The 19,630-nt window shown below is 64.7% G+C and carries 16 protein-coding genes; 7 read left to right on the forward strand and 9 right to left on the reverse strand.

Features of this window, described 5'->3' with window-relative positions:
* Positions 1–21: 21 nt before the first annotated feature.
* The 5 genes from P0M12_RS01455 to clpS form a co-directional block, all read right to left on the reverse strand.
* Complete coding sequence (locus tag P0M12_RS01455; protein WP_007733274.1) at positions 22–780, reverse strand: cyclic nucleotide-degrading phosphodiesterase; 759 nt, start codon at positions 778–780, stop codon at positions 22–24.
* 97 nt (positions 781–877) lie between these two features.
* Positions 878–1,537, reverse strand: a complete 660-nt coding sequence (locus P0M12_RS01460; RefSeq protein WP_063316260.1) for a rhomboid family intramembrane serine protease — start codon at positions 1,535–1,537, stop codon at positions 878–880.
* A gap of 91 nt (positions 1,538–1,628) precedes the next feature.
* Complete coding sequence (locus tag P0M12_RS01465) at positions 1,629–2,696, reverse strand: P1 family peptidase (protein ID WP_277377388.1); 1,068 nt, start codon at positions 2,694–2,696, stop codon at positions 1,629–1,631.
* Complete coding sequence (locus P0M12_RS01470) at positions 2,693–3,283, reverse strand: DUF2017 domain-containing protein (protein ID WP_003945318.1); 591 nt, start codon at positions 3,281–3,283, stop codon at positions 2,693–2,695. Before P0M12_RS01470 ends, P0M12_RS01465 begins: the two co-directional genes overlap by 4 nt.
* A gap of 56 nt (positions 3,284–3,339) precedes the next feature.
* The gene (clpS, locus tag P0M12_RS01475; protein WP_029255695.1) at positions 3,340–3,651 is read right to left on the reverse strand and encodes an ATP-dependent Clp protease adapter ClpS; all 312 of its coding nucleotides are present in this window, start codon (positions 3,649–3,651) and stop codon (positions 3,340–3,342) included.
* Between the two features lie 121 nt (positions 3,652–3,772).
* Here clpS and P0M12_RS01480 point away from each other — a divergent pair, with 121 nt between their 5' ends.
* From P0M12_RS01480 to P0M12_RS01490, 3 genes are read left to right on the forward strand one after another with little or no spacing between them, the layout of a single operon-like run.
* The gene (locus tag P0M12_RS01480) at positions 3,773–5,113 is read left to right on the forward strand and encodes a nicotinate phosphoribosyltransferase (RefSeq protein ID WP_030537905.1); all 1,341 of its coding nucleotides are present in this window, start codon (positions 3,773–3,775) and stop codon (positions 5,111–5,113) included.
* Entirely contained in the window at positions 5,110–5,757 is a 648-nt protein-coding gene (locus P0M12_RS01485; protein ID WP_042925786.1) for a nicotinamidase, read from the forward strand. Before P0M12_RS01480 ends, P0M12_RS01485 begins: the two co-directional genes overlap by 4 nt.
* Positions 5,758–5,766: 9 nt before the next feature.
* On the forward strand, positions 5,767–7,815 hold the full coding sequence (locus P0M12_RS01490) for an ATP-dependent DNA helicase (RefSeq protein WP_058038870.1): 2,049 nt from the start codon (positions 5,767–5,769) through the stop codon (positions 7,813–7,815).
* Positions 7,816–7,883: 68 nt separating this feature from the next.
* Here the strand turns inward: P0M12_RS01490 and glgP are convergent, their stop codons facing one another.
* Complete coding sequence (gene glgP, locus P0M12_RS01495; protein WP_277377389.1) at positions 7,884–10,484, reverse strand: alpha-glucan family phosphorylase; 2,601 nt, start codon at positions 10,482–10,484, stop codon at positions 7,884–7,886.
* A 177-nt stretch (positions 10,485–10,661) separates the two neighbouring features.
* Between glgP and P0M12_RS01500 the strand changes: the two genes are divergently transcribed.
* Genes P0M12_RS01500 through P0M12_RS01510 form a run of 3 tightly spaced genes read left to right on the forward strand, consistent with a single transcriptional unit; the run spans position 10,662 to position 16,335 of the window.
* Complete coding sequence (locus P0M12_RS01500) at positions 10,662–12,686, forward strand: alpha-1,4-glucan--maltose-1-phosphate maltosyltransferase (protein ID WP_277377390.1); 2,025 nt, start codon at positions 10,662–10,664, stop codon at positions 12,684–12,686.
* Positions 12,686–14,887, forward strand: coding sequence for a 1,4-alpha-glucan branching protein GlgB (glgB, locus tag P0M12_RS01505; RefSeq protein ID WP_221742568.1), 2,202 nt, complete (start codon positions 12,686–12,688; stop codon positions 14,885–14,887). Before P0M12_RS01500 ends, glgB begins: the two co-directional genes overlap by 1 nt.
* The gene (locus P0M12_RS01510) at positions 14,887–16,335 is read left to right on the forward strand and encodes a neutral zinc metallopeptidase (RefSeq protein WP_003945377.1); all 1,449 of its coding nucleotides are present in this window, start codon (positions 14,887–14,889) and stop codon (positions 16,333–16,335) included. The genes glgB and P0M12_RS01510 overlap by 1 nt, the downstream gene beginning before the upstream one ends.
* Before the next feature lie 18 nt (positions 16,336–16,353).
* Here P0M12_RS01510 and P0M12_RS01515 read toward each other — a convergent pair whose 3' ends face one another.
* The 3 genes from P0M12_RS01515 to P0M12_RS01525 form a co-directional block, all read right to left on the reverse strand.
* Positions 16,354–17,250, reverse strand: coding sequence for a co-chaperone YbbN (locus P0M12_RS01515; RefSeq protein WP_065456252.1), 897 nt, complete (start codon positions 17,248–17,250; stop codon positions 16,354–16,356).
* A 105-nt stretch (positions 17,251–17,355) separates the two neighbouring features.
* Positions 17,356–17,718 carry a DUF3817 domain-containing protein gene (locus P0M12_RS01520; protein ID WP_007733255.1) on the reverse strand — a complete coding sequence of 121 codons (363 nt, stop codon included), beginning with the start codon at positions 17,716–17,718 and terminating at the stop codon, positions 17,356–17,358.
* Between the two features lie 100 nt (positions 17,719–17,818).
* Positions 17,819–19,012: an acetyl-CoA C-acetyltransferase gene (locus P0M12_RS01525; protein ID WP_007733254.1), complete on the reverse strand. Its 1,194-nt coding sequence runs from the start codon at positions 19,010–19,012 to the stop codon at positions 17,819–17,821.
* 107 nt (positions 19,013–19,119) lie between these two features.
* Here P0M12_RS01525 and mce point away from each other — a divergent pair, with 107 nt between their 5' ends.
* On the forward strand, positions 19,120–19,593 hold the full coding sequence (mce, locus tag P0M12_RS01530) for a methylmalonyl-CoA epimerase (protein ID WP_007733251.1): 474 nt from the start codon (positions 19,120–19,122) through the stop codon (positions 19,591–19,593).
* Positions 19,594–19,630: the final 37 nt, after the last annotated feature.

Raw genomic sequence — 19,630 nt, forward strand, 5'->3', positions numbered from 1 at the left:
CTGCACCGAATGTGAGGGGAATCAGATGTCGTAGACACTTCCGGCGGAGACGGCATGGACCGGTCCGGAGAATTCGGATTTCGCTTCGGCGATCACGTCTTCACGCGATGTCCACGGCGGGATGTGCGTGAGGAGAAGTTCCTTGACGCCGGCGAGCGCAGCCACACGGCCGGCTTCCTTACCGGAGAGGTGAACTCCCTCGGGGCGATCCGGACTGTCGGTCCACGACGCTTCGGAGAGCAACACGTCTGCACCACGCGCGAGTTCGACGACGTTGTCGCACATACCGGTGTCGCCTGTATAGACGAGGACGCGGCCGTCGGCGCCGGTGATCCGGAAACCGTAAGCCTCGGGTGGATGATTCATCCGGCGGGCGACGACGCTCAGTTCACCGAACGTCACCGGCTCGTTCTCGGCCCAGAGCCGGACGTCGATGGTGTCGGAGATGTCGTCCATCTCGCCGGCGCACTCGGCGGAGGACACTCCGATGCGGCACGCGGTGTCGGTGGGGCCGTAAACCAGAGCACGGCCGACCGGCGGGTTGGGGTGATAGCGACGCCAGACGAGCAGGCCGGGCATGTCGAGACAGTGGTCCGCATGAAGGTGCGAAAGCAGGATCGTCACCTCGCCCGGATCGGCGTATCGCTGCAACGCCCCAAGAACTCCCGGGCCGAAGTCGATCACGAGCGGCGGAGTTCCCGGTGCCGTGAGCAGGTATCCCGAAGCCGGTGAATCCGGACCCGTGACGCTGCCGGAACACCCCAGGACGGTCATGCGCATACCGGTCATGCTGCCACGTCTACCCGTCTGGGAAAAAGCTCTTGGTGGTTTTGGCGCGTCGAAGTCACACCGCAGTGAGGGTGTGACCCACGTCCGTTCAGAAACTCGGTGGTCGAACGGCCGGCGCCGACCCGGCGCGCTTGGCCCTCTCCCCCGACGTGAGCGCCCAGGCGGCCACCACGCCGCCGATCGCTCCGAACAGATGTCCTTGCCAGGAAACCCGTGGATCGCTCGGCAGAACGCCCCACAGCACTCCGCCGTACACGACGAAGACGGCAACGCCGATCAGGATCTGTGTGAAGCTCCGCGTGAAGAACCCGCGCACCAACAGGTAGGTGACCCAGCCGAAGATCAGCACGGACGCACCGACGTGATTCGAGTTCGAGCCGGCGAACAACCAGGTCCCGACGCCGCCGATCACCCAGATGATGCCGGTCGCCGCGAGTCCTCGCGCAATTCCCGACACCAGCACGAGGTATCCGAGGATCAGCACCGGAATGGTGTTGGCGATCAGATGACCCCAGTCGTCGTGCAGCACCGGGGCGAACAGGATTCCCCACAGGCCGTCGAGCGTGCGCGGGGTGACGCCGGCGTTCTGGACATTCTGACCGGAGATGACATCCACGATCTCGATCACGTAGAGCAGGATCGCGAAGCCGCCCACCAACACGGCCGACTGCTTCCACACCGAGGGCGGACCGGATTTCGGTGCCGGCGTTCGGGTGCCGAAATCCGGATTGTTGAAATCCATCGTCATCGTGTGCGTCCTCCACCGTCGATCCGGTTTTCTGATCGGTCACTTCCAACCAGGCTCAATTCGAGGTTACCGCCGATTCCAGGAGCGCTGCCTAGAGAAATGCCGACGGAAAGAGTTCGCGGTAGCTCGGGATTCCGGCAACCGACGTGGCGTCCAGAATCGCCTTCACGATCGCCCGTTCGACCACCTGCGCCGAAGCCGCGCACACCGCGTCGAGTATCGGCAGATCGCTCGGGAAAGCGGCGGGAACCGCGATCTCCGAATTCGGAGTGTGATCACCGGTAGCGAGCGCGAAGATCGTGTCGCCGTCGAGCGGTGAATGTGCGGGCCGAATCGCACGGGCCAGACCGTCGTGACCGGCGACAGCGACGCGTCGGCACCCGGCTTTGGTCAGGGCAGCGTCGGTGGCGACGACGCCGATCGTGGTGTTGAGGACGGTGCCCTTGGCTGCAACGGCATTGGCCGCCGCAAGTTCGGACGCGTCGGGAACCCTGAGGCCGAACGACTCCGCGCCGTCCGAGCCGACGCCCCACGGCAGGCCTGTTCTGGGGTCGAAGACCGAACCCACCGGATTCGCCACGATCAAGGCGGAGACCGTCGTCCCCTCGGCGGGGCCGTCGGCGATCACGACGCTGGCCGTTCCCACCCCACCCTTGAGCGCTCCGGCTCTGGCACCTACCCCCGCGCCGACCGTGCCCGTGGCGAATTCGCGCGAAGCAGTGTCGGCAGCGAGGAATCCGAAATCGCCGGTCGGACGAACGGTCCAGTCCCCCACCGGCAGATCGAAGATCACGGCGCCGGGCACGATCGGTACCACCTGGCCGGGAGCGCCCATCGCGATCCCGTGATCGTGTTCCTCGAGCCAGCGCATCACTCCGTCGGCCGCGGCAAGTCCGTAGGCACTACCGCCGGTCAACAGCACGGCATTGACCTGCTGGACCGAATGGCTCGGGTCGAGCAGATCGGTCTCGCGGGTACCCGGACCGCCGCCCCGGACGTCGACTCCGGCGACCACACCGGCCGACGCGAGCACGACCGTGCAGCCGGTGGCTGCGCCGCTTCCGAGAGTGGCTCCCTCGTCGAGCTTGTGGTGATGACCGACGGCGAGGCCGGCGACATCTGTCAGTGAATCAGTGGGCCCGGTCCGCGTTGTGGTCATGGCATGAGCGCCTGGACGAGGGAGTCCTGCATCCACGTCAACCAGTGATAGACGTCGAGATGCGGGGCTCGCGGGTCGTCGGGTTCGAGGCTCTCCGGTGTGTCGGCGTCGATGCCGAGATTGGTTCCGAGCGCGAGACGGACGTCGTTGAGCGAGGACAGCCAGGCGTCGGCCTGTTCCTGCGTGAGAACGACCTTGCCGCCGGCCTCCGGAAGCGAAGCCAACAACATGCGAGCGGACTCACGCTTGGCGTCGATGATCTCGGGTTCGTGCAAACTGCGCAGCGCGCCGTTGACATTGGCGCCGGCGTCGTCGAGATCGTCACTGTCCGGAGCGACCTTGTCCGGATCGGTGCGCTGGAAGTCGGGAAGCAATCGCGCCAACACCGGATTGTCGGGCGTCTCCGAATTTCCGGTACGAAGACCCGTCAGCGCGGCGAGCTCGTCTTGCGGCGCCGAAGACGCGCGCTCGTCGAGAAGCCCGGTCACCGACTCCACGAGCGAGCGCAGAACCGCCGCCTCGTGGCCGTCCATCTCGGACTTGAACTTCACTCCGCCGAGTGAACTCTTCCTACTCCACGTCCGCACGCGTCGGACTCCCGTCTACGAGTTAGGCGAACAAATCGGTCGAAAAAGTGCTTTTCTCAGGTGTCGTCGCGTTGCATCGTGGCCCAGAGACCGGCAGCGTGGAGGCGACGAACATCGGCCTCCATCTTGTCGCGCGAACCGCTCGAGACCACGGCCTTGCCCTCCGAATGGACCTGCATCATCAGGTCGGTGGCCTTGGCTTTGCTGTAGCCGAACAACTTCTGGAACACGTAAGTCACGTAGTGCATGAGATTGACCGGGTCGTCCCAGACGATGGTCACCCAGGGCCGATCTGCGGCTTCGATGGTCGCAACAGCCTCCGACTGCTCGGGCGTGGCTTGAGGAGAGGAAGCCGTAGCGCCTCTCATCGTTACGTTCGCCGAGTAAGTGCCGGACACGGTCGCGCCGCCGAAAACCATGTATCCAGGGTACGGCGCGACGAGAGGCGACAACACCCACCCACGTCGTCTCGCGCATAGAGTTGTGTGCGTGCCTACGCAAATTTCCGACATCCGCGACGCCGGTGCCAGCACCGCACTGCTCACCGATCAGTACGAACTGACCATGCTCTCGGCGGCTCTCGCCGACGGATCTGCCTTCCGCAACTGCAGTTTCGAGGTATTTGCACGGCGGCTGCCAGACGGCCGTCGCTACGGCGTCGTCGCCGGTACCGAGCGCCTTCTCGACGCACTCGAGCAGTTCCGGTTCGGTGAACCTGAACTGGCGATCGTTGCAAAATTTCTCGACGACACGACCGTCGAGTGGCTGCGCAACTATCGATTCTCCGGTGACATCGACGGCTACCGCGAGGGAGATTTCTACTTCCCCGGCTCACCGATCCTCTCGGTCCGCGGAACGTTCGCCGAGTGCGTCATCCTCGAAACCTTGATTCTCTCGATCCTCAACCACGACAGCGCGATCGCTTCGGCCGCAGCCCGCATGGTGAGCGCAGCGGGCGGTCGACGGATGATCGAGATGGGCTCGCGTCGTACACACGAACAGGCCGCCGTCGCCGCTTCACGTGCCGCGTATCTCGCCGGCTTCGACGCCACCTCCAACCTCGAAGCCGCGCGGCGTCACGACGTACCCAGCGCAGGTACCAGCGCGCACGCCTTCACGCTCCTGCACACCACCGAGGACGGTCCGGACGAGGCAGCGGCATTCCGCGGTCAGGTCGCCGCTCTGGGCGTATCCACCACCTTGCTGGTCGATACCTACGACATCACCGAGGGCGTGAAAACGGCTGTCGCCGTTGCCGGTCCCGAACTGGGTGGAGTTCGCATCGACTCCGGCGATCTCGGCGTTCTTGCTCGTCAGGTACGCCAACAACTCGACGATCTCGGCGCTACCAAGACACGCATCGTCGTCTCCGGCGACCTGGACGAGTACGCGATCGCGGCTCTGCGCGCCGAACCCGTCGACTCGTACGGCGTCGGTACTTCCCTGGTCACCGGATCAGGCGCCCCCACCGCCGGCATGGTTTACAAGCTGGTCGAGGTCGACGGAATCGCGGTCGAGAAGAGAAGCACCAACAAGGCATCTCGCGGCGGCGCCAAGAAGGCACTGCGCGTAGTGCGTCCGACCGGCACGATCGTCGAAGAAGTCATCTACCCCGCCGGATCACCGTCACCTGTCTCCGAGGCGGACGGAGCGACCGAACTGCTGATCCCGCTGGTTCGCGAAGGCAAGGTCGTCGACAGCGCGCCGACGCTCGAAGAGAGCAGAGCGGTTCTGAAGGCAGGGCTCGTGAGCCTGCCGTGGGAAGGCCTCAAACTCTCGCGCGGAGACTCGGCTGTGCCCGTTCGATTCACCGGAGGTGAGCACCAGTGAGCGCAAAAGCACTGATAATTGTCGACGTTCAGAACGATTTCTGCGAAGGTGGCGCTCTTGCAGTCGACGGCGGTGCTGCGGTTGCGGGAGCCGTCAACGATTTCGTCAACTCCCACGAGTACGACGCCGTAGTCGCGACTCGCGATTTCCACATCGACCCTGGGGCGCACTTCTCCGAGAATCCCGACTTCATCGACAGCTGGCCGGTTCACTGCGTCGTCGGGACAGCCGGCGCCGAGTTCCATCCGGCGTTCGACGCTTCCGTCGCCGGGTCGGCGATCTTCTCCAAGGGCGCCTACAGCGCGGCCTACTCCGGTTTCGAAGGAGCAGCCGAGGACGGAACGACGCTCGAGGACTGGCTCCGCGCCCACGAGATCACCGACGTCGACGTGATCGGAATTGCCACGGATCACTGTGTCAAGGCCACGGCCGTCGATGCCGCGCGCGCGGGGTTCGCCACGACTGTCCTTCTCCCCTTCACCGCTGGTGTGTCGACCGCCACGATCGAGTCGGCATTGGTGCAGATGCGGGAGGCGGGAGTGCAGCTGATCGGGCGAGACGAGGCCTCGTCGGAAGAAGACTCGAATGCCGGGGAACTACCCCGGGAATCATCCGTGGACGTTTCTGACGTAGGGATCCATTAACCTTCGTGGGTGGCCGATCAACTCCCGAACGTTCCCGAACTGCTCCAGACAGCGGTGCGGTCGCTCGGCGGCGCCGAACGAACCAGTCAGCTGACGATGGCGTCCGCCGTGGCGCACTCGATCGACACCGGCGAGCATCTGGCCGTCCAGGCCGGCACCGGTACCGGTAAGTCGCTCGCCTACCTCGTTCCGAGCCTGCGCCACGCGGTCGAATCGGGACGCACCGTGGTCGTGTCCACCGCCACCATCGCGCTGCAGCGCCAGCTCGTCGACCGAGATCTGCCTCGGCTCGCCGATGCCCTGAAGAAGCCACTCGGCCGACGCGCTGAGTTCGCAATCCTCAAGGGCCGCAACAACTACCTGTGCATGAACAAGATCCATACCGGCGCGTCCGAGCAGCCGCCCGAGGACGAGTTGTTCGATCCGTTCACGGTCTCGCGTCTCGGCCGGGAGGTCGTCCGCCTCACCGAATGGTCCTCCGACACCGAAACCGGTGATCGGGACGAATTGGTGCCGGGCGTATCCGATCAGGCGTGGCGGCAGGTCAGTGTCACCTCCCGCGAATGCATCGGTAAGAACCAGTGCCCGGTCGGTGAGGACTGCTTCGCCGAGCGCGCCCGAGTCGAGGCGTCGAAGGCCGACGTAGTGGTCACCAACCACGCACTGCTCGCGATCGACGCCATCACCGGCATCCAGATCCTGCCTGACCACGACGTCGTGGTGATCGACGAGGCCCACGAGTTGGTCGACCGCGTCACCGGCGTCGCCACGGCCGATCTCACTGCCGCCTCGATCAGTGCCGCGGCCCGGCGTTGCGGCAAGATCGCCGAAGAGCAGGATGCCGATCGCCTCGAAGCTGCCGGCGAGGGGTGGGCTGGGCTCCTCGAGGAATTGCGCCCAGGTCGATGGGAAGGCCTCCCGGACGGGGCGGCACCCGCACTGGCTGCGATCCGCGACGCGGCCTGGTCGCTGCGCACCGCTATCGGTCCGGCCAAACCGGGTATGGCTGCTGCAGATCCCGAAGCCGCTGCGGCCCGCAACGCCGCACTCTCGTCCGTCGACGACGTCCACGACAGTGCCGTGCGTATTCTCACCGCTTTCGACGAACCCGACCCGGCCAAGCGCAAGGACGTCGTCTGGCTGTCCTCGGACGAGTTCCGCGGATCGGTGCGGCGCTCCGTCCGGATGGCTCCGCTCTCGGTCGGCGGATTGCTGCGCTCGCGACTGTTCGCCGAATCCACCGTCGTTCTCACTTCCGCGACACTGACCGTCGGCGGATCGTTCGACGGTCTCGCCGTCAACTGGGGTCTTCCTGCGGAATCGTCCGCGCGCCCCGACTCGGGTACCGCCATCGGCACCGAAGCACCCTCTGACGCTTCGGCTTTCCGCTGGAACTCACTCGACGTCGGGTCGCCCTTCGACCATGCAAAGGCCGGCATCATCTACATTGCCCGCCACCTGCCCACGCCCGGCCGCGACGGCCTCTCCCCTGTCTATCTCGACGAGATCGCCGAACTCGTCGAGGCTGCGGGCGGACGCACCCTTGGCCTGTTCTCGTCGATGCGCGCCGCCAAAGCCGCCTCGGAGGCGATGCGTGAACGCCTCGACACCCCCATCCTGTGCCAGGGCGACGACGCCACCGGCACCCTCGTCAAGGCCTTCGCCAAGGACGAACCCACGTCACTGTTCGGCACGTTGTCCCTGTGGCAGGGCGTCGATGTCCCTGGCCCATCGCTGAGCCTCGTCATCTTGGACCGGATTCCGTTCCCGCGCCCGGACGATCCACTGTTGATGGCTCGCCAACAAGCCATCGAATCCCATGGCGGTAACGGCTTTCTCAGCGTCTCGGCCAATCACGCGGCGCTGCTCCTGGCACAGGGCGTCGGCCGTCTGCTTCGTAGCACCGACGACAAGGGCGTGGTGGCCGTGCTCGATCCGCGTCTGGCCACGGCGAGATACGCGGGTTACCTTCGCGCATCACTGCCTCCGTTCTGGGAGACGACCAACCCCGAAGTCGTCCGCAAGGCACTCACCCGCATCCGCGACTCACGTCCCTGACCCAGTTCTCACGCGGGCACAATTCTGCCCCGGTACCGACCGAACGGACCGGGGCAGAATGCAATACGTCAGACGCTCGGAGTGGTCACCAACCCGAGTTCGGACGCATCGACCAACAACCGGTGATGCGGCAACACCCGCACGGTGTAACCCACGGAGCCGGAGACCGGAAGCGCAACCTCGGCTTCGAAGATCTCGGCTCCGTCCTCGGTTCCGAAATGTGTCATCGGGAACGTCACCACGTCGGTGAGTTCCTCGCCTGGGCTGACGCGTCCCAGGACTGCCTGAACCTCCACATCCGAGACCGACAAGCCGCCGAGGCGGACCTTGGCCTTCAAAGAGATGGTCGCACCGATCTCCGGAGTGTCCGGCAAGCCGGAACCGTCCACCTGCTCGACGGCGACCGACGGCCACTGCGACTCGATAAGGCGACGGAACTCGGCCACCTCACGCGCGCCGGCAAAATCATCCGCCACTACCGCTCGAGCTGATTCCGCCGAAGGGGCGTAGTAGTCGACGGCGTAGTCACGAACCATGCGTGATGCCAACACCTTCGGGCCCAGATTCTCGAGGGTGTGGCGAACCCTCTCGACCCAGCGCGTCGGCAGATCGGCTGCATCACGGTCGTAGAACGTCGGCAGTACCGCGTGCTCGAGAAGTTCGTAGAGGGCGCTGGCTTCCAGATCGTCACGCCGCACGTCGTCGAGAACACCGTCGGCCGTCGGAATGGCCCACCCGTTCTCGCCGTCGTACATCTCGTCCCACCATCCGTCGCGAATGGAGAGGTTGAGGCCGCCGTTGAGCGCGGATTTCATGCCGGAAGTACCGCACGCCTCGAGTGGGCGAAGCGGGTTGTTGAGCCACACGTCGCAGCCCCAGTACAAGTAGCGGGCCATCGACATGTCGTAATCAGGCAGGAAGACGATGCGGTGACGCACATCCGCTTCGTCGGCGAACCGCACGACCTGCTGGATGAGTGCCTTACCGCCGTCGTCGGCGGGGTGCGACTTGCCGGCCACCACCAACTGCACCGGACGTTTCTCGTCGAGCAACATCGCACGCAGACGCTCGGGATCACGCAGCATCAGCGTCAACCGCTTGTACGTCGGAACGCGCCTCGCGAACCCGACTGTCAAGACGTTGGGATCGAATACTCCAGTGGTCCAGCCGAGTTCGGCCTCGGTCGCGCCGCGTTCGAGCCAGGACGCTCGGACGCGACGACGAACTTCGTCGACCAACTTGCCGCGCAACGCATTACGTGTTTCCCACAGTTCGGTTGCCGACAACTCGTGCAGGCGCTCCCACCCGCGTGCTTCTTCGAGTTGCTCCTGACCGACGATCCGCCTGGCCACGTCCATCCACTCCGGCGCCGCCCACGTCGGCGCGTGAACACCGTTGGTGACCGAACCGATCGGCACCTCGTCGGCGTCGAAGCCCGGCCAGAGACCGTTGAACATGTCGCGGCTGACGATGCCGTGCAACTTCGAGACGCCGTTGGCTCGCTGGCCCAGGCGAAGACCCATGTGCGCCATGTTGAAGATCGACGGATCGGCTTCACGCCCCATCCCGACGATGCGGTCGACGGTCAGGCCGGGAAGCAAACTCGATTCGTTCTCGCCGTTCGCTCCGCCGAAGTAGTGACGGACCAGATCCGCCGGGAAGCGGTCGATTCCGGCGGGAACCGGAGTGTGCGTCGTGAAGACCGTTCCGGCACGGACCGCGGCCAGAGCCGAATCGAAGTCCAGACCGCTGGTGGTGACAAGTTCCCGAATCCGTTCGATGCCGAGGAATCCGGCATGCCCCTCGTTCATGTGGAACACCTCGGGATCGGGCAATCCGTACGCCGCGGTGTAGGCGCGCACCGCGCGGACGCCGCCGATACCCGCGAGGATCTCCTGCTTGATGCGGTGATCCTGGTCCCCGCCGTAGAGACGGTCCGTGACGCCGCGCAGATCCGCGTCGTTCTCGGCGATGTCGGAATCGAGCAGCAACAACGGCACTCGTCCGACCTGAGCGATCCACACTCGCGCACGCAGCACCCGGCCACCGGGCATGGCGACGTGAATGACGACCGGCGATCCGTCTTCGGAAGCCGGGCCTGCGTCCGTCAGCAAACGAAGAGGCAACCCTTGAGGGTCGTGCGGCGGGTAGTGCTCGGCCTGCCAACCGTCGGCGGTCAGCGACTGGCGGAAGTAGCCGGATCGGTAGAGCAGTCCGACGCCGATGAGCGGCAGCCCGAGGTCGGACGCGGCCTTGAGGTGATCGCCCGCCAGGATGCCCAATCCACCGGAGTAGTTGGGCAGAACTTCGCTGACTCCGAACTCCATGGAGAAGTACGCAATTCCGCCGGCTAACGATGTGCCCTTGGCCTGCTGGGATTGGTACCAGCGCGGGGTGCTCAGATAAGCATCGAGATCGGCTGCTGCAGTGTCGAGGTCACCGAGAAATGCCTCGTCACTGCTGAGTTCGTCGAGACGGGTGGGGTCGACTTCCCCGAGCATGCGGACCGGATCGAACTGGACTGCTTGCCAGAGTTCGGGGTCGAGTCGCGAGAACAGATCCTGTGTCTCGGGATGCCACGACCACCGAAGGTTGGTGGACAGGGGGCCGAGCGCGGCGAGGCGCTCCGGAAGGTGGGCTCGGACAGTGAACCGACGCAAGGCTTTCACCCCGCGAACCCTAGTCGAGTTCCTCGCACTCTGTCCGGTGGAACCGAACGCCCGAGCCGACCTGACCACCGACAGACCCGAATTCGTCGTTATCAGCACTCCAGCGCCGCACCCACTACGGTTGAACCCGGCGAAAGAAAGTTTTACCGCGATCCATCACCAGAAATGGAGCTTCCCGTGTCAGGACGCCTCGGTATCGACGACGTGGTACCCGAGATCTCGGGTAACTATCCGGCAAAGGCCGTGGTCGGTGAAGTCTTCCCAGTGCACGCCACCGTGTGGCGAGAAGGCCACGACGCCATTTCCGCCACTCTTGTCGTGCGTGGTCCGCGCGGTACCAAGCCGCTGCGCATTCCGATGGATCCCGGGACCGAACCGGACACCGTCGACGCGGTGTTCACGCCGTCCGCCGAAGGCATGTGGTCGTTCCGGATCGAGGCGTGGAGCGATCCCATCGCCACCTGGAAGCACGCCGTGGAAGCGAAGCTCGCCGTCGGGCAAGGGGCGGCCGAGTTGGCCAACGACCTGGAAATCGGTGCGCGCCTGTTCGAACAGGCCGCGCACGAGGTACCGCGGGGCAACAGGTCCAGGCTCGAGGCCGTCACGGCGTCGCTGCGCAGCGATCAGGCGCTGACTGCTCGCGTCGCGCCGGCCTTCGCCTCCGACGTCGCCGAACTGCTCCGCGCCACTCCGCTCCGTGAACTGGTCACCAAGGGCGAGTCCCACCCCGTCGTCGTCGATCGCAACCGTGCACTGTTCGGATCGTGGTACGAGTTCTTCCCCCGCTCGACGGGCGGTTGGGACGAGAACGGGGTGCCGCAACACGGTACTTTCCGAACCTCGGCCGAAGACCTACCCCGCATCGCCGCAATGGGTTTCGACGTCGTCTACCTTCCACCGATCCATCCCATCGGCGAGATCAACCGGAAGGGACGCAACAACACTCTCACTCCCGAACCCGGTGACGTCGGCTCGCCGTGGGCCATCGGCTCGGTCGACGGCGGGCACGACGCTGTTCACCCGCAACTCGGCACGCTCAAGGACTTCAAGGCCTTCGTCGCTGCGGCCCGCAAGCTCGATCTCGAAGTGGCACTGGATCTCGCGCTGCAGTGCGCCCCGGATCATCCATGGGCCAAGAAGCATCCGGAGTGGTTCAACGTCCTTCCCGACGGCACCATCGCCTACGCCGAGAACCCGCCCAAGAAGTATCAGGACATCTACCCGATCAACTTCGACACCGATCCTCGCGGTCTGGACAAGGAAATCCTGCGCGTGGTCCGCCACTGGATCAACGCCGGAGTCAAGATCTTTCGTGTCGACAACCCGCACACCAAGCCGCCCAACTTCTGGGAGACACTCATCTCGGAGGTCAAGAAAAGTGACCCCGACGTCTTGTTCCTCGCCGAGGCTTTCACTCGTCCGGCGCGCATGTACGGCCTTGCCCGGCGCGGGTTCACGCAGTCGTACACGTACTTCACCTGGCGAGTTGCGAAGTGGGAGCTCACCGAATTCGGTAACGAGCTGACGGCGAAGGCCGACGAAGCCCGACCGAACCTCTTCGTGAACACGCCGGACATCCTGCACGAGTCCCTCCAGCACGGTGGGCCCGGAATGTTTGCACTGCGAGCAGCTCTCGCCGCCACCCTGGCGCCGACGTGGGGCGTCTACTCCGGTTACGAACTCTACGAACACCAAGCCGTTCGCCCCGGCAGCGAGGAATACCTCGACTCCGAGAAATACGAACTTCGGCCGCGCCGTTTCGCCGAAGCAGCAGCGCGAGGCGAGTCTCTCGAGCCGTGGATCACCGCGCTCAACCGCATCCGGCGTGCACATCCGGCCCTGCAACAGTTGCGGAACCTGCACTTTCACCACATCGACAACGACGCGTTGATCGCCTACTCGAAGTTCGACGCCTCGACCGGTGACGCCGTCCTGACGGTGATCAACCTCAACCCGTTCGCTGCAGAAGAGGGCACCGTCTGGTTGGACATGCCGGCGCTCGGACGCGAATGGCACGACCACATGACCGTGCTCGACGAGGTAACCGGTGAGCAGTTCAATTGGGGCCAAGCCAATTTCGTCCGCCTCGAGCCCTGGCGTTCGGTGGCGCACATCCTCGCGCTCCCACCCGTTCCGTATCCGGCCCGGATCTCTCTGGCCTACCAAGCACGCAATGCGCACCGCGCAGGTGGAGGCAAGTGATGTCAACCGAGAAGTTCCCTTCGGGTATCGCACCGGACAATCACGAGCTGGAGCTGTTGGCGCGCGGTGAACATCACGATCCGCACAGTGTCCTCGGCGCCCATCCCCACGCCGACGGCACCGTTCTGCGAGCGTTGCGTCCCAACGCCGAGTCCGTCAGTGCCGTCATCGGCGGCAAAGACTTTCCTCTCGAACATGTTTCGAACGGAATCTTCGTGGCTCTGGTCCCCTACCCCGACCTGATCGACTATCGCTATTCCGTGACGTACCCGGGTGGACACACGGTTCTCGCAGCCGACCCTTACCGATTCCTGCCGACTCTCGGTGAACTCGACCTTCACCTGTTCGGCGAAGGTCGGCACGAACGACTGTGGGACATCCTCGGCGCACATCCGCGTTCTTACGAGACACCGGACGGACCCGTCGACGGCACCTCGTTCGCCGTCTGGGCTCCGGCCGCCCGCGGCGTGACCGTCGTCGGCGACTTCGACGGGTGGAGTGGGCAATTCGCCCCCATGCGAGTCCTCGGTTCCACTGGGGTCTGGGAACTCTTCCTGCCCGACATCGCAGTCGGTTCGCTGTACAAGTTCCGGGTCCACGGCCACGACGGCTCCGTTCGCGACAAGGCCGATCCCATGGCATTCGGTACCGAGGTCCCGCCGGCGACTGCATCGCGAGTGACCACCAGTTCGCATGAGTGGAACGACGCGGCCTGGCTCGAAACCCGCGCCGGTGTCGATCCTTCGCAGTCCCCGATGAGCGTGTACGAGGTGCACCTCGGATCGTGGCGTCCGGGACTCGACTACCGGCAGATGGCCGAGCAACTCGCCGTCTACGTCACCGAAACCGGATTCACCCACGTCGAACTGCTGCCCGTCTCCGAGCATCCGTTCGGTGGATCGTGGGGATACCAGGTCACCTCGTACTACGCACCGACCTCCCGCTTCGGCACCCCGGACGACTTCCGCTGGTTCGTCGACCACCTGCACGCCGCAGGGATAGGTGTCATCGTCGACTGGGTGCCTGCACACTTCCCCAAAGACGAGTGGGCCCTGGCTCGTTTCGACGGAACTCCCCTGTACGAGCACGCCGATCCGCGTCGCGGCGAGCAGTTGGACTGGGGCACATACGTATTCGACTTCGGTCGCCGCGAGGTGCGGAACTTCCTCGTCGCCAATGCACTCTTCTGGCTCGAGGAGTTCCACATCGACGGACTTCGCGTCGACGCTGTCGCATCGATGCTGTATCTGGACTACTCACGCCCGGAAGGTGGATGGACTCCCAACATTCACGGCGGCCGCGAGAATCTCGAAGCCGTTGCGTTCCTGCAGGAGATGAACGCCACCGTCCACAAGAACCATCGAGGAGTCGTCACCGTCGCCGAGGAGTCGACGGCGTGGCCCGGAGTCACTCGGGCGACCAATGTCGGCGGCCTCGGATTCAACATGAAGTGGAACATGGGGTGGATGCACGACACCCTCGGGTTCCTCGGTCACGACCCGGTACACCGGACCTACCACCATCACGAGATCACGTTCTCACTGATGTACGCGTGGAGTGAGAACTACCTGCTACCGATCAGCCATGACGAAGTGGTGCACGGCAAAGGAACTCTGTGGACCCGGATGCCCGGCAACGACTTCGCCAAGGCGTCCGGCCTGCGCTCACTGCTTGCATACATGTGGGCGCATCCAGGCAAGCAACTGCTGTTCATGGGACAGGAATTCGGTCAGAGTGCGGAATGGTCGGAAGAACGCGGCCTCGACTGGTGGCAGCTCGACGATCAGTACACCGGCACTCTCCATCGCGGCGTCCAGCGACTGGTCGGCGATCTCAACTCCGCGTACCGACGTCATCCGGCCATGTGGACCCTCGACACCTCGCCCGGTGGATACTCCTGGATCGACGCCAACGACACCGAGAACAACGTCCTCAGTTTTCTGCGTTACGGTACTGACGGTTCGATTGTCGCCTGCCTGTTCAACTTCTCGGGCAGTGAGCACTCGAGCTACCGCGTCGGGCTACCAGAGCCCGGCCGATGGGTGGAAATTCTCAACACCGATGCCGAGGTGTACGGCGGCTCCGGAGTCGGGAACCTCGGAGCGGTCACAGCAACGTCGCATTCGTGGCACGGTCGGCCAGCCTCCGCACAGGTGGCGCTGCCAGCTGCTGGAGCGATTTGGATAAGTCTGGAGCGTTGATGGTCGGCCGGCGAGTAGTCATTGTCACGTCGTCACTGTTGGCAGTGGCAGCACTGCTCGCCGGTTGTGCCCAGGGAACGAGTGGCCACGCCGTCTCGATTTATCACGATCCCTTCCGCGTCGCCGGACTCGACGCAACGGCAGGACCAAGTGGGTTGCGTCCGGGAGCCCCCAACGCCGACCGAGCAATCACCGGCACCGACGGCGGGGACATCGACGCGCTGGCAGCCAACGCCATCACAGACATCGAAACCTACTGGGCCGCCGAGTACCCGGCTCTGTTCGACAAGCCCTTCGAACCGGTCGACGAGCTGATCTCGTGGGACCCCACCGAATCGAACGGCCCGGACTTCTGTGAGGAGACCACCGAAGAACTCATCAACGCCGGGTACTGCAGCATCGATCACACCATCGGTTGGGATCGTGAATTGCTGCTGCCCGAGGTGCGGGAGAAGTTCGGTGAAGTGGCCGTCGCGTTCATCTTTGCGCACGAGTACGGCCATGCCGTTCAACGCAAGGCCGGGATCGTCGGCGGTAAACGAGACGCAGCCCTGGTGCGCGAACAGCAAGCCGACTGTTTCGGTGGCGCCTTCTTGCGGCACGTCGCCGAGGACAAGGCCGCGCACTTCACGATGAACACCTCCGACGGACTCAACAAGGTGTTGGCGTCGGCGGTCGCCATCCGCGACGAAGACCCTAATGATCCTGAGAGCCACCATGGTTCGGCGTTCGAGCGCGTCACCGCCACTCAGATCGGCTTCACCGACGGCGCCGGTGCGTGCGCGAAGATGGACGCCGACGAAATCGAGTCACGGCGTGCAGACCTCCCGCAGCAGTTCGCCGAGGGCAACGATTCCGGAGAACTGCCCGTCACCGAGGCAACTCTCGACGAGTTCGTGAAGACCTTCCAAGCGATCTTCGATCTACCGCAGCCACCGAAGGTCGTGTTCACCGGCGCAGACACCGGGTGCAGCGATGCCGTTGCGACCGAACCCGTCTCGTACTGCCCGTCGACGAACACCATCGGAATCAGCGTCGACGACCTTGCCGAGCGCGGCACGCCGGGTCGCGTCGGGCGACGCGAGTTGATCCAGACCAACATCACCGGTGACTACAACGCCTATGTCCTGCTCGCGTCGAGGTACACCCTCGCGATGCAGAAGGAGAACGGCCAATCGCTCGACACTCCGCAGACTGCCCTGCGCGCCGCCTGCCTGTCCGGCGTCATCACCGCAGCGCTCAGTCCCACCAACGCCGCGGCGTCCGGAGCACAGGTCACACTCTCCCCCGGCGACCTCGACGAAGCCGTATCGGGGCTGCTGACCGACGGCCTGGCTGCCAGTGACGTCAACGGTGAGACGGTTCCGAGCGGGTTCGCACGTGTCGACGCGTTCCGGACCGGCGTTCTCGGTGGCCGGGAAGTGTGCGACAGCCGCTACACGGAGTAGCGACCGCCGGTCCACACGTCAGTAGAGAGCGGAAGCCAACTTACGACGGGCCGCGATGACGATCGGTTCTGCCGGGTCGAACAGTTCGAACAGTTCGAGCAGGCGCGTCCGAGCGGCAGCCTTGTCGTCGCCGGCAGTTCGCGAGACCACCGAGATCAAGCGGGCGAACGACGCCTCGGGTTGCTGGGCGAACATTTCCAGGTCGGCCGCAGCGAACTGCAGTTCGAGATCGGACGGATCAGCATCCGCGGCCGCAATCGACTCGGGATCGACACCCTGAACCCGAGCCATGAACTTCACCTGGCGGACAGCGCTCTTGGCCTCCACATTGTTGGGTTCGGCGTCGAGAATTTCCTGGTACGCAGCGATGGCGGCGTCGAGATCGCCCTCGTCCAGCGCGGTTTCAGCGGCCACGAAGCGAGGATCCTCGACCTCCTCCACCGGTTCGTCCGCGTCGGAGACCGGCCCACTCAACTTGCCCTCGACAGCTTGGAGGACTGCGTCGAACCACTGGCTGAGCTGCGCCTCTGGCTGAGCGCCCTGAAAATCGGCCAACGGCTGACCAGCCGCGACAGCAACAACCGTCGGAACCGACTGCACACCGAATGCCTGCGCGATACGAGGGCTCACGTCGACGTCGACGTTGGCAAGAATCCACTTGCCGCCGGCTCGCGCTGCAAATGATTCGAGAACTTCGGTGAATACGACCGAGGGCTCGTATGCGCGGCCACCGATGTTGACGATCACCGGCACCTGGCTCGACTTCAGCAGGACTTCGCTTTCGAAGTTCTCCTCGGTCACCTCGATCACTGCCCCGGAGACAGCAGAAACGGCCCCGTCGCCGCTGGTGTTACGCGGCGGTGGTGGGGCCGTGGCCCGCTCTTTGAAGGCGGACAAGTCGACTGCGCCGCTCATGGCGGCAGCAACTGCGGACGAACGCGCGGGGGGCCTGGAACCTGGTCGAGTCACGGCTCCCAGTTTGTCACGAGTTGCGAGAAGCTACGTAGAGGGATGCAGCACTCAGACGAGCGCCGCGTTGCCCTTGGACGCATCGAACTCCGTGGACAGCTCACCGAGCTTGCCGTTTCGCACTGCCCAGCGTTCGAAGATGACGGTGCCGAAGGGCGGAACGCTCGAGATCAGCGCAAGGATCGTGGTCTTGACGTCCCACTTGAGCGACCACGCGGTCAGGAGTGCAACAACGATGAACACCAGGAAGCCGGCGGTTCCGTGGACCATTCCGGGGATGCGAATCGCTTCTTCGTGTCCGAGGACCCACTTGAAGAACATGGCAACCAGCAAGGCCGCCCAGGTCACAGCTTCCCACCACGCCACCAGACGGAAGCGTTTCGCGGGAGTGGATACGTCAAAGATGTTCGCCATGAGGCCATTGTGCCCGAACAACTACGACGCCCCGTAGTTGTGTGAGCAAAACCACGGGGCGTCGCCGAGCGAGAGCGCTCGTTCAGGTGTATTTAGACACTCAGGCCTTGGGGACGCGGACGATGAGTGCGTCGCCTTGTCCGCCGCCGCCGCAGAGTGCGGCTGCGCCGATGCCGCCGCCGCGGCGTTGCAGCTCGAGGGCGAGGTGCAGGGCGATGCGGGCGCCGGACATGCCGAGGGGGTGGCCGACGGCGATGGCGCCGCCGTTGACGTTGACCTTGGCGGGGTCGAGGCCGAGTTCGCGGGTGGAGGCGATCCCGACGGCGGCGAATGCTTCGTTGATTTCGACGAGGTCGAGGTCGGTGGGGTCGATGCCTTCCTTCGCGCAGGCCTTGGCGATGGCCCGGGCGGGTTGGGACTGGAGGGTGGAGTCGGGTCCGGCGACGACGCCGTGGGCGCCGATTTCCGCGATCCAGGTCAGGCCGAGTTCTTCGGCTTTGGTTTTGCTCATCACGATCACGGCGGCGGCGCCGTCGGAGATCGGGGAGGCGGAGCCGGCGGTGATGGTGCCGTCCTTGCTGAACGCGGGACGCAGTTTGCCGAGGGATTCGGTGGTGGTGTCGGCGCGGATGCCTTCGTCCTGGGCGAAGACGATGGGCTCGCCCTTGCGTTGGGGGATGGAGACGGGGACGACTTCGTTGTCGAAGAGGCCGTCTTTCCAGGCGCGGGCCGCGTTCTGGTGTGAGGCGGCGGCGAAGGCGTCCTGCTCGGCGCGGGTGATGTGGGCGGTTTCTTGTTGGTTGACCTGTTCGGTGAGCAGGCCCATGGCCTGGTCGGTGAAGATGTCGTGGAGGCCGTCGTAGGCCATGTGGTCGCGGAGGGTGACGTCGCCGTATTTGAAGCCTTCGCGGCTTTTTTCGAGCATGTGGGGTGCGCGGGACATCGATTCCTGCCCGCCGGCGACGACGATGTCGAATTCGCCGGCGCGGATGAGTTGGTCGGCGAGGGCGATGGCGTCGATGCCGGACAGGCACACTTTGTTGATGCTCAGGGCGGGGACGTTCATGGGGATGCCGGCGGCGACGGCGGCTTGGCGGGCGGGCATCTGGCCGGCGCCGGCGGTGAGGACCTGTCCCATGATGACGTAGTCGACCTGTTCGGGTGCGACTGAGGACTTGTCGAGGGCGCCTTTGATGGCGATGCCGCCGAGGTCGGACCCGGAAAGGTCTTTCAACGATCCGAGGAGTCGACCCATCGGGGTACGAGCTCCCGCAACAATCACAGAACTGGTCACGATTTCCTCCGGCTGCAAAAGAGAGATAGTCGTCGGTTCCGTGCGGCCTAAGAGCCAAGTCACATCCCGACGTGTACTCCTCAAACGGTAGCGCTACCGTGAAAGGTATGACACAGACCTCCCCCAGTTCTGCACTCGCACCTTTGTCGTCCGACCTCGTCGTCGCGATCGATCACGTCGGGATCGCGGTGCCCGATCTCGACGTGGCAATCGAGTGGTACACGCAGCACCTGGGCATGGTGTCGACCCACGAGGAAATCAACGAATCGCAGGGCGTGCGTGAGGCCATGCTCTCCGTCGTCGGCTCCCCCGCCGGATCCACTGCCGTTCAGCTGCTCGCGCCTCTGGACGAGAACTCGACCATCGCCAAGTTCATCGACCGAAGCGGCCCCGGCCTCCAGCAGCTCGCCTACCGGGTCACCGACATCGACGCCATCTCCGCCGAGCTTCGCGACCGCGGGGTTCGGTTGCTGTACGACGCTCCCCGACGCGGTACGGCCAACTCGCGCATCAACTTCATCCACCCGAAGGACGCCGGCGGCGTCCTGGTGGAACTGGTCGAACCCGACGCGAGCCACTAGCAGACCCGACTCCAGCTCGTATGCCAGGTAGATTGTC

This window comes from Rhodococcus sp. RCBS9, assembly GCF_029457415.1.
Classification (GTDB): Bacteria; Actinomycetota; Actinomycetes; order Mycobacteriales; family Mycobacteriaceae; genus Rhodococcus_F; species Rhodococcus_F qingshengii.

Bases quoted from the DNA above. Each gene is read 5' to 3' on its own strand.
- P0M12_RS01455 (WP_007733274.1), bottom strand. From the start codon at position 780: ATGCGCATGACCGTCCTGGGGTGTTCCGGCAGCGTCACGGGTCCGGAT.
- P0M12_RS01460 (WP_063316260.1), bottom strand. From the start codon at position 1,537: ATGACGATGGATTTCAACAATCCGGATTTCGGCACCCGAACGCCGGCA.
- P0M12_RS01465 (WP_277377388.1), bottom strand. From the start codon at position 2,696: ATGACCACAACGCGGACCGGGCCCACTGATTCACTGACAGATGTCGCC.
- clpS (WP_029255695.1), bottom strand. From the start codon at position 3,651: ATGAGAGGCGCTACGGCTTCCTCTCCTCAAGCCACGCCCGAGCAGTCG.
- glgB (WP_221742568.1), top strand. From the start codon at position 12,686: ATGTCAACCGAGAAGTTCCCTTCGGGTATCGCACCGGACAATCACGAG.
- P0M12_RS01510 (WP_003945377.1), top strand. From the start codon at position 14,887: ATGGTCGGCCGGCGAGTAGTCATTGTCACGTCGTCACTGTTGGCAGTG.
- P0M12_RS01515 (WP_065456252.1), bottom strand. From the start codon at position 17,250: ATGAGCGGCGCAGTCGACTTGTCCGCCTTCAAAGAGCGGGCCACGGCC.
- P0M12_RS01520 (WP_007733255.1), bottom strand. From the start codon at position 17,718: ATGGCGAACATCTTTGACGTATCCACTCCCGCGAAACGCTTCCGTCTG.
- mce (WP_007733251.1), top strand. From the start codon at position 19,120: ATGACACAGACCTCCCCCAGTTCTGCACTCGCACCTTTGTCGTCCGAC.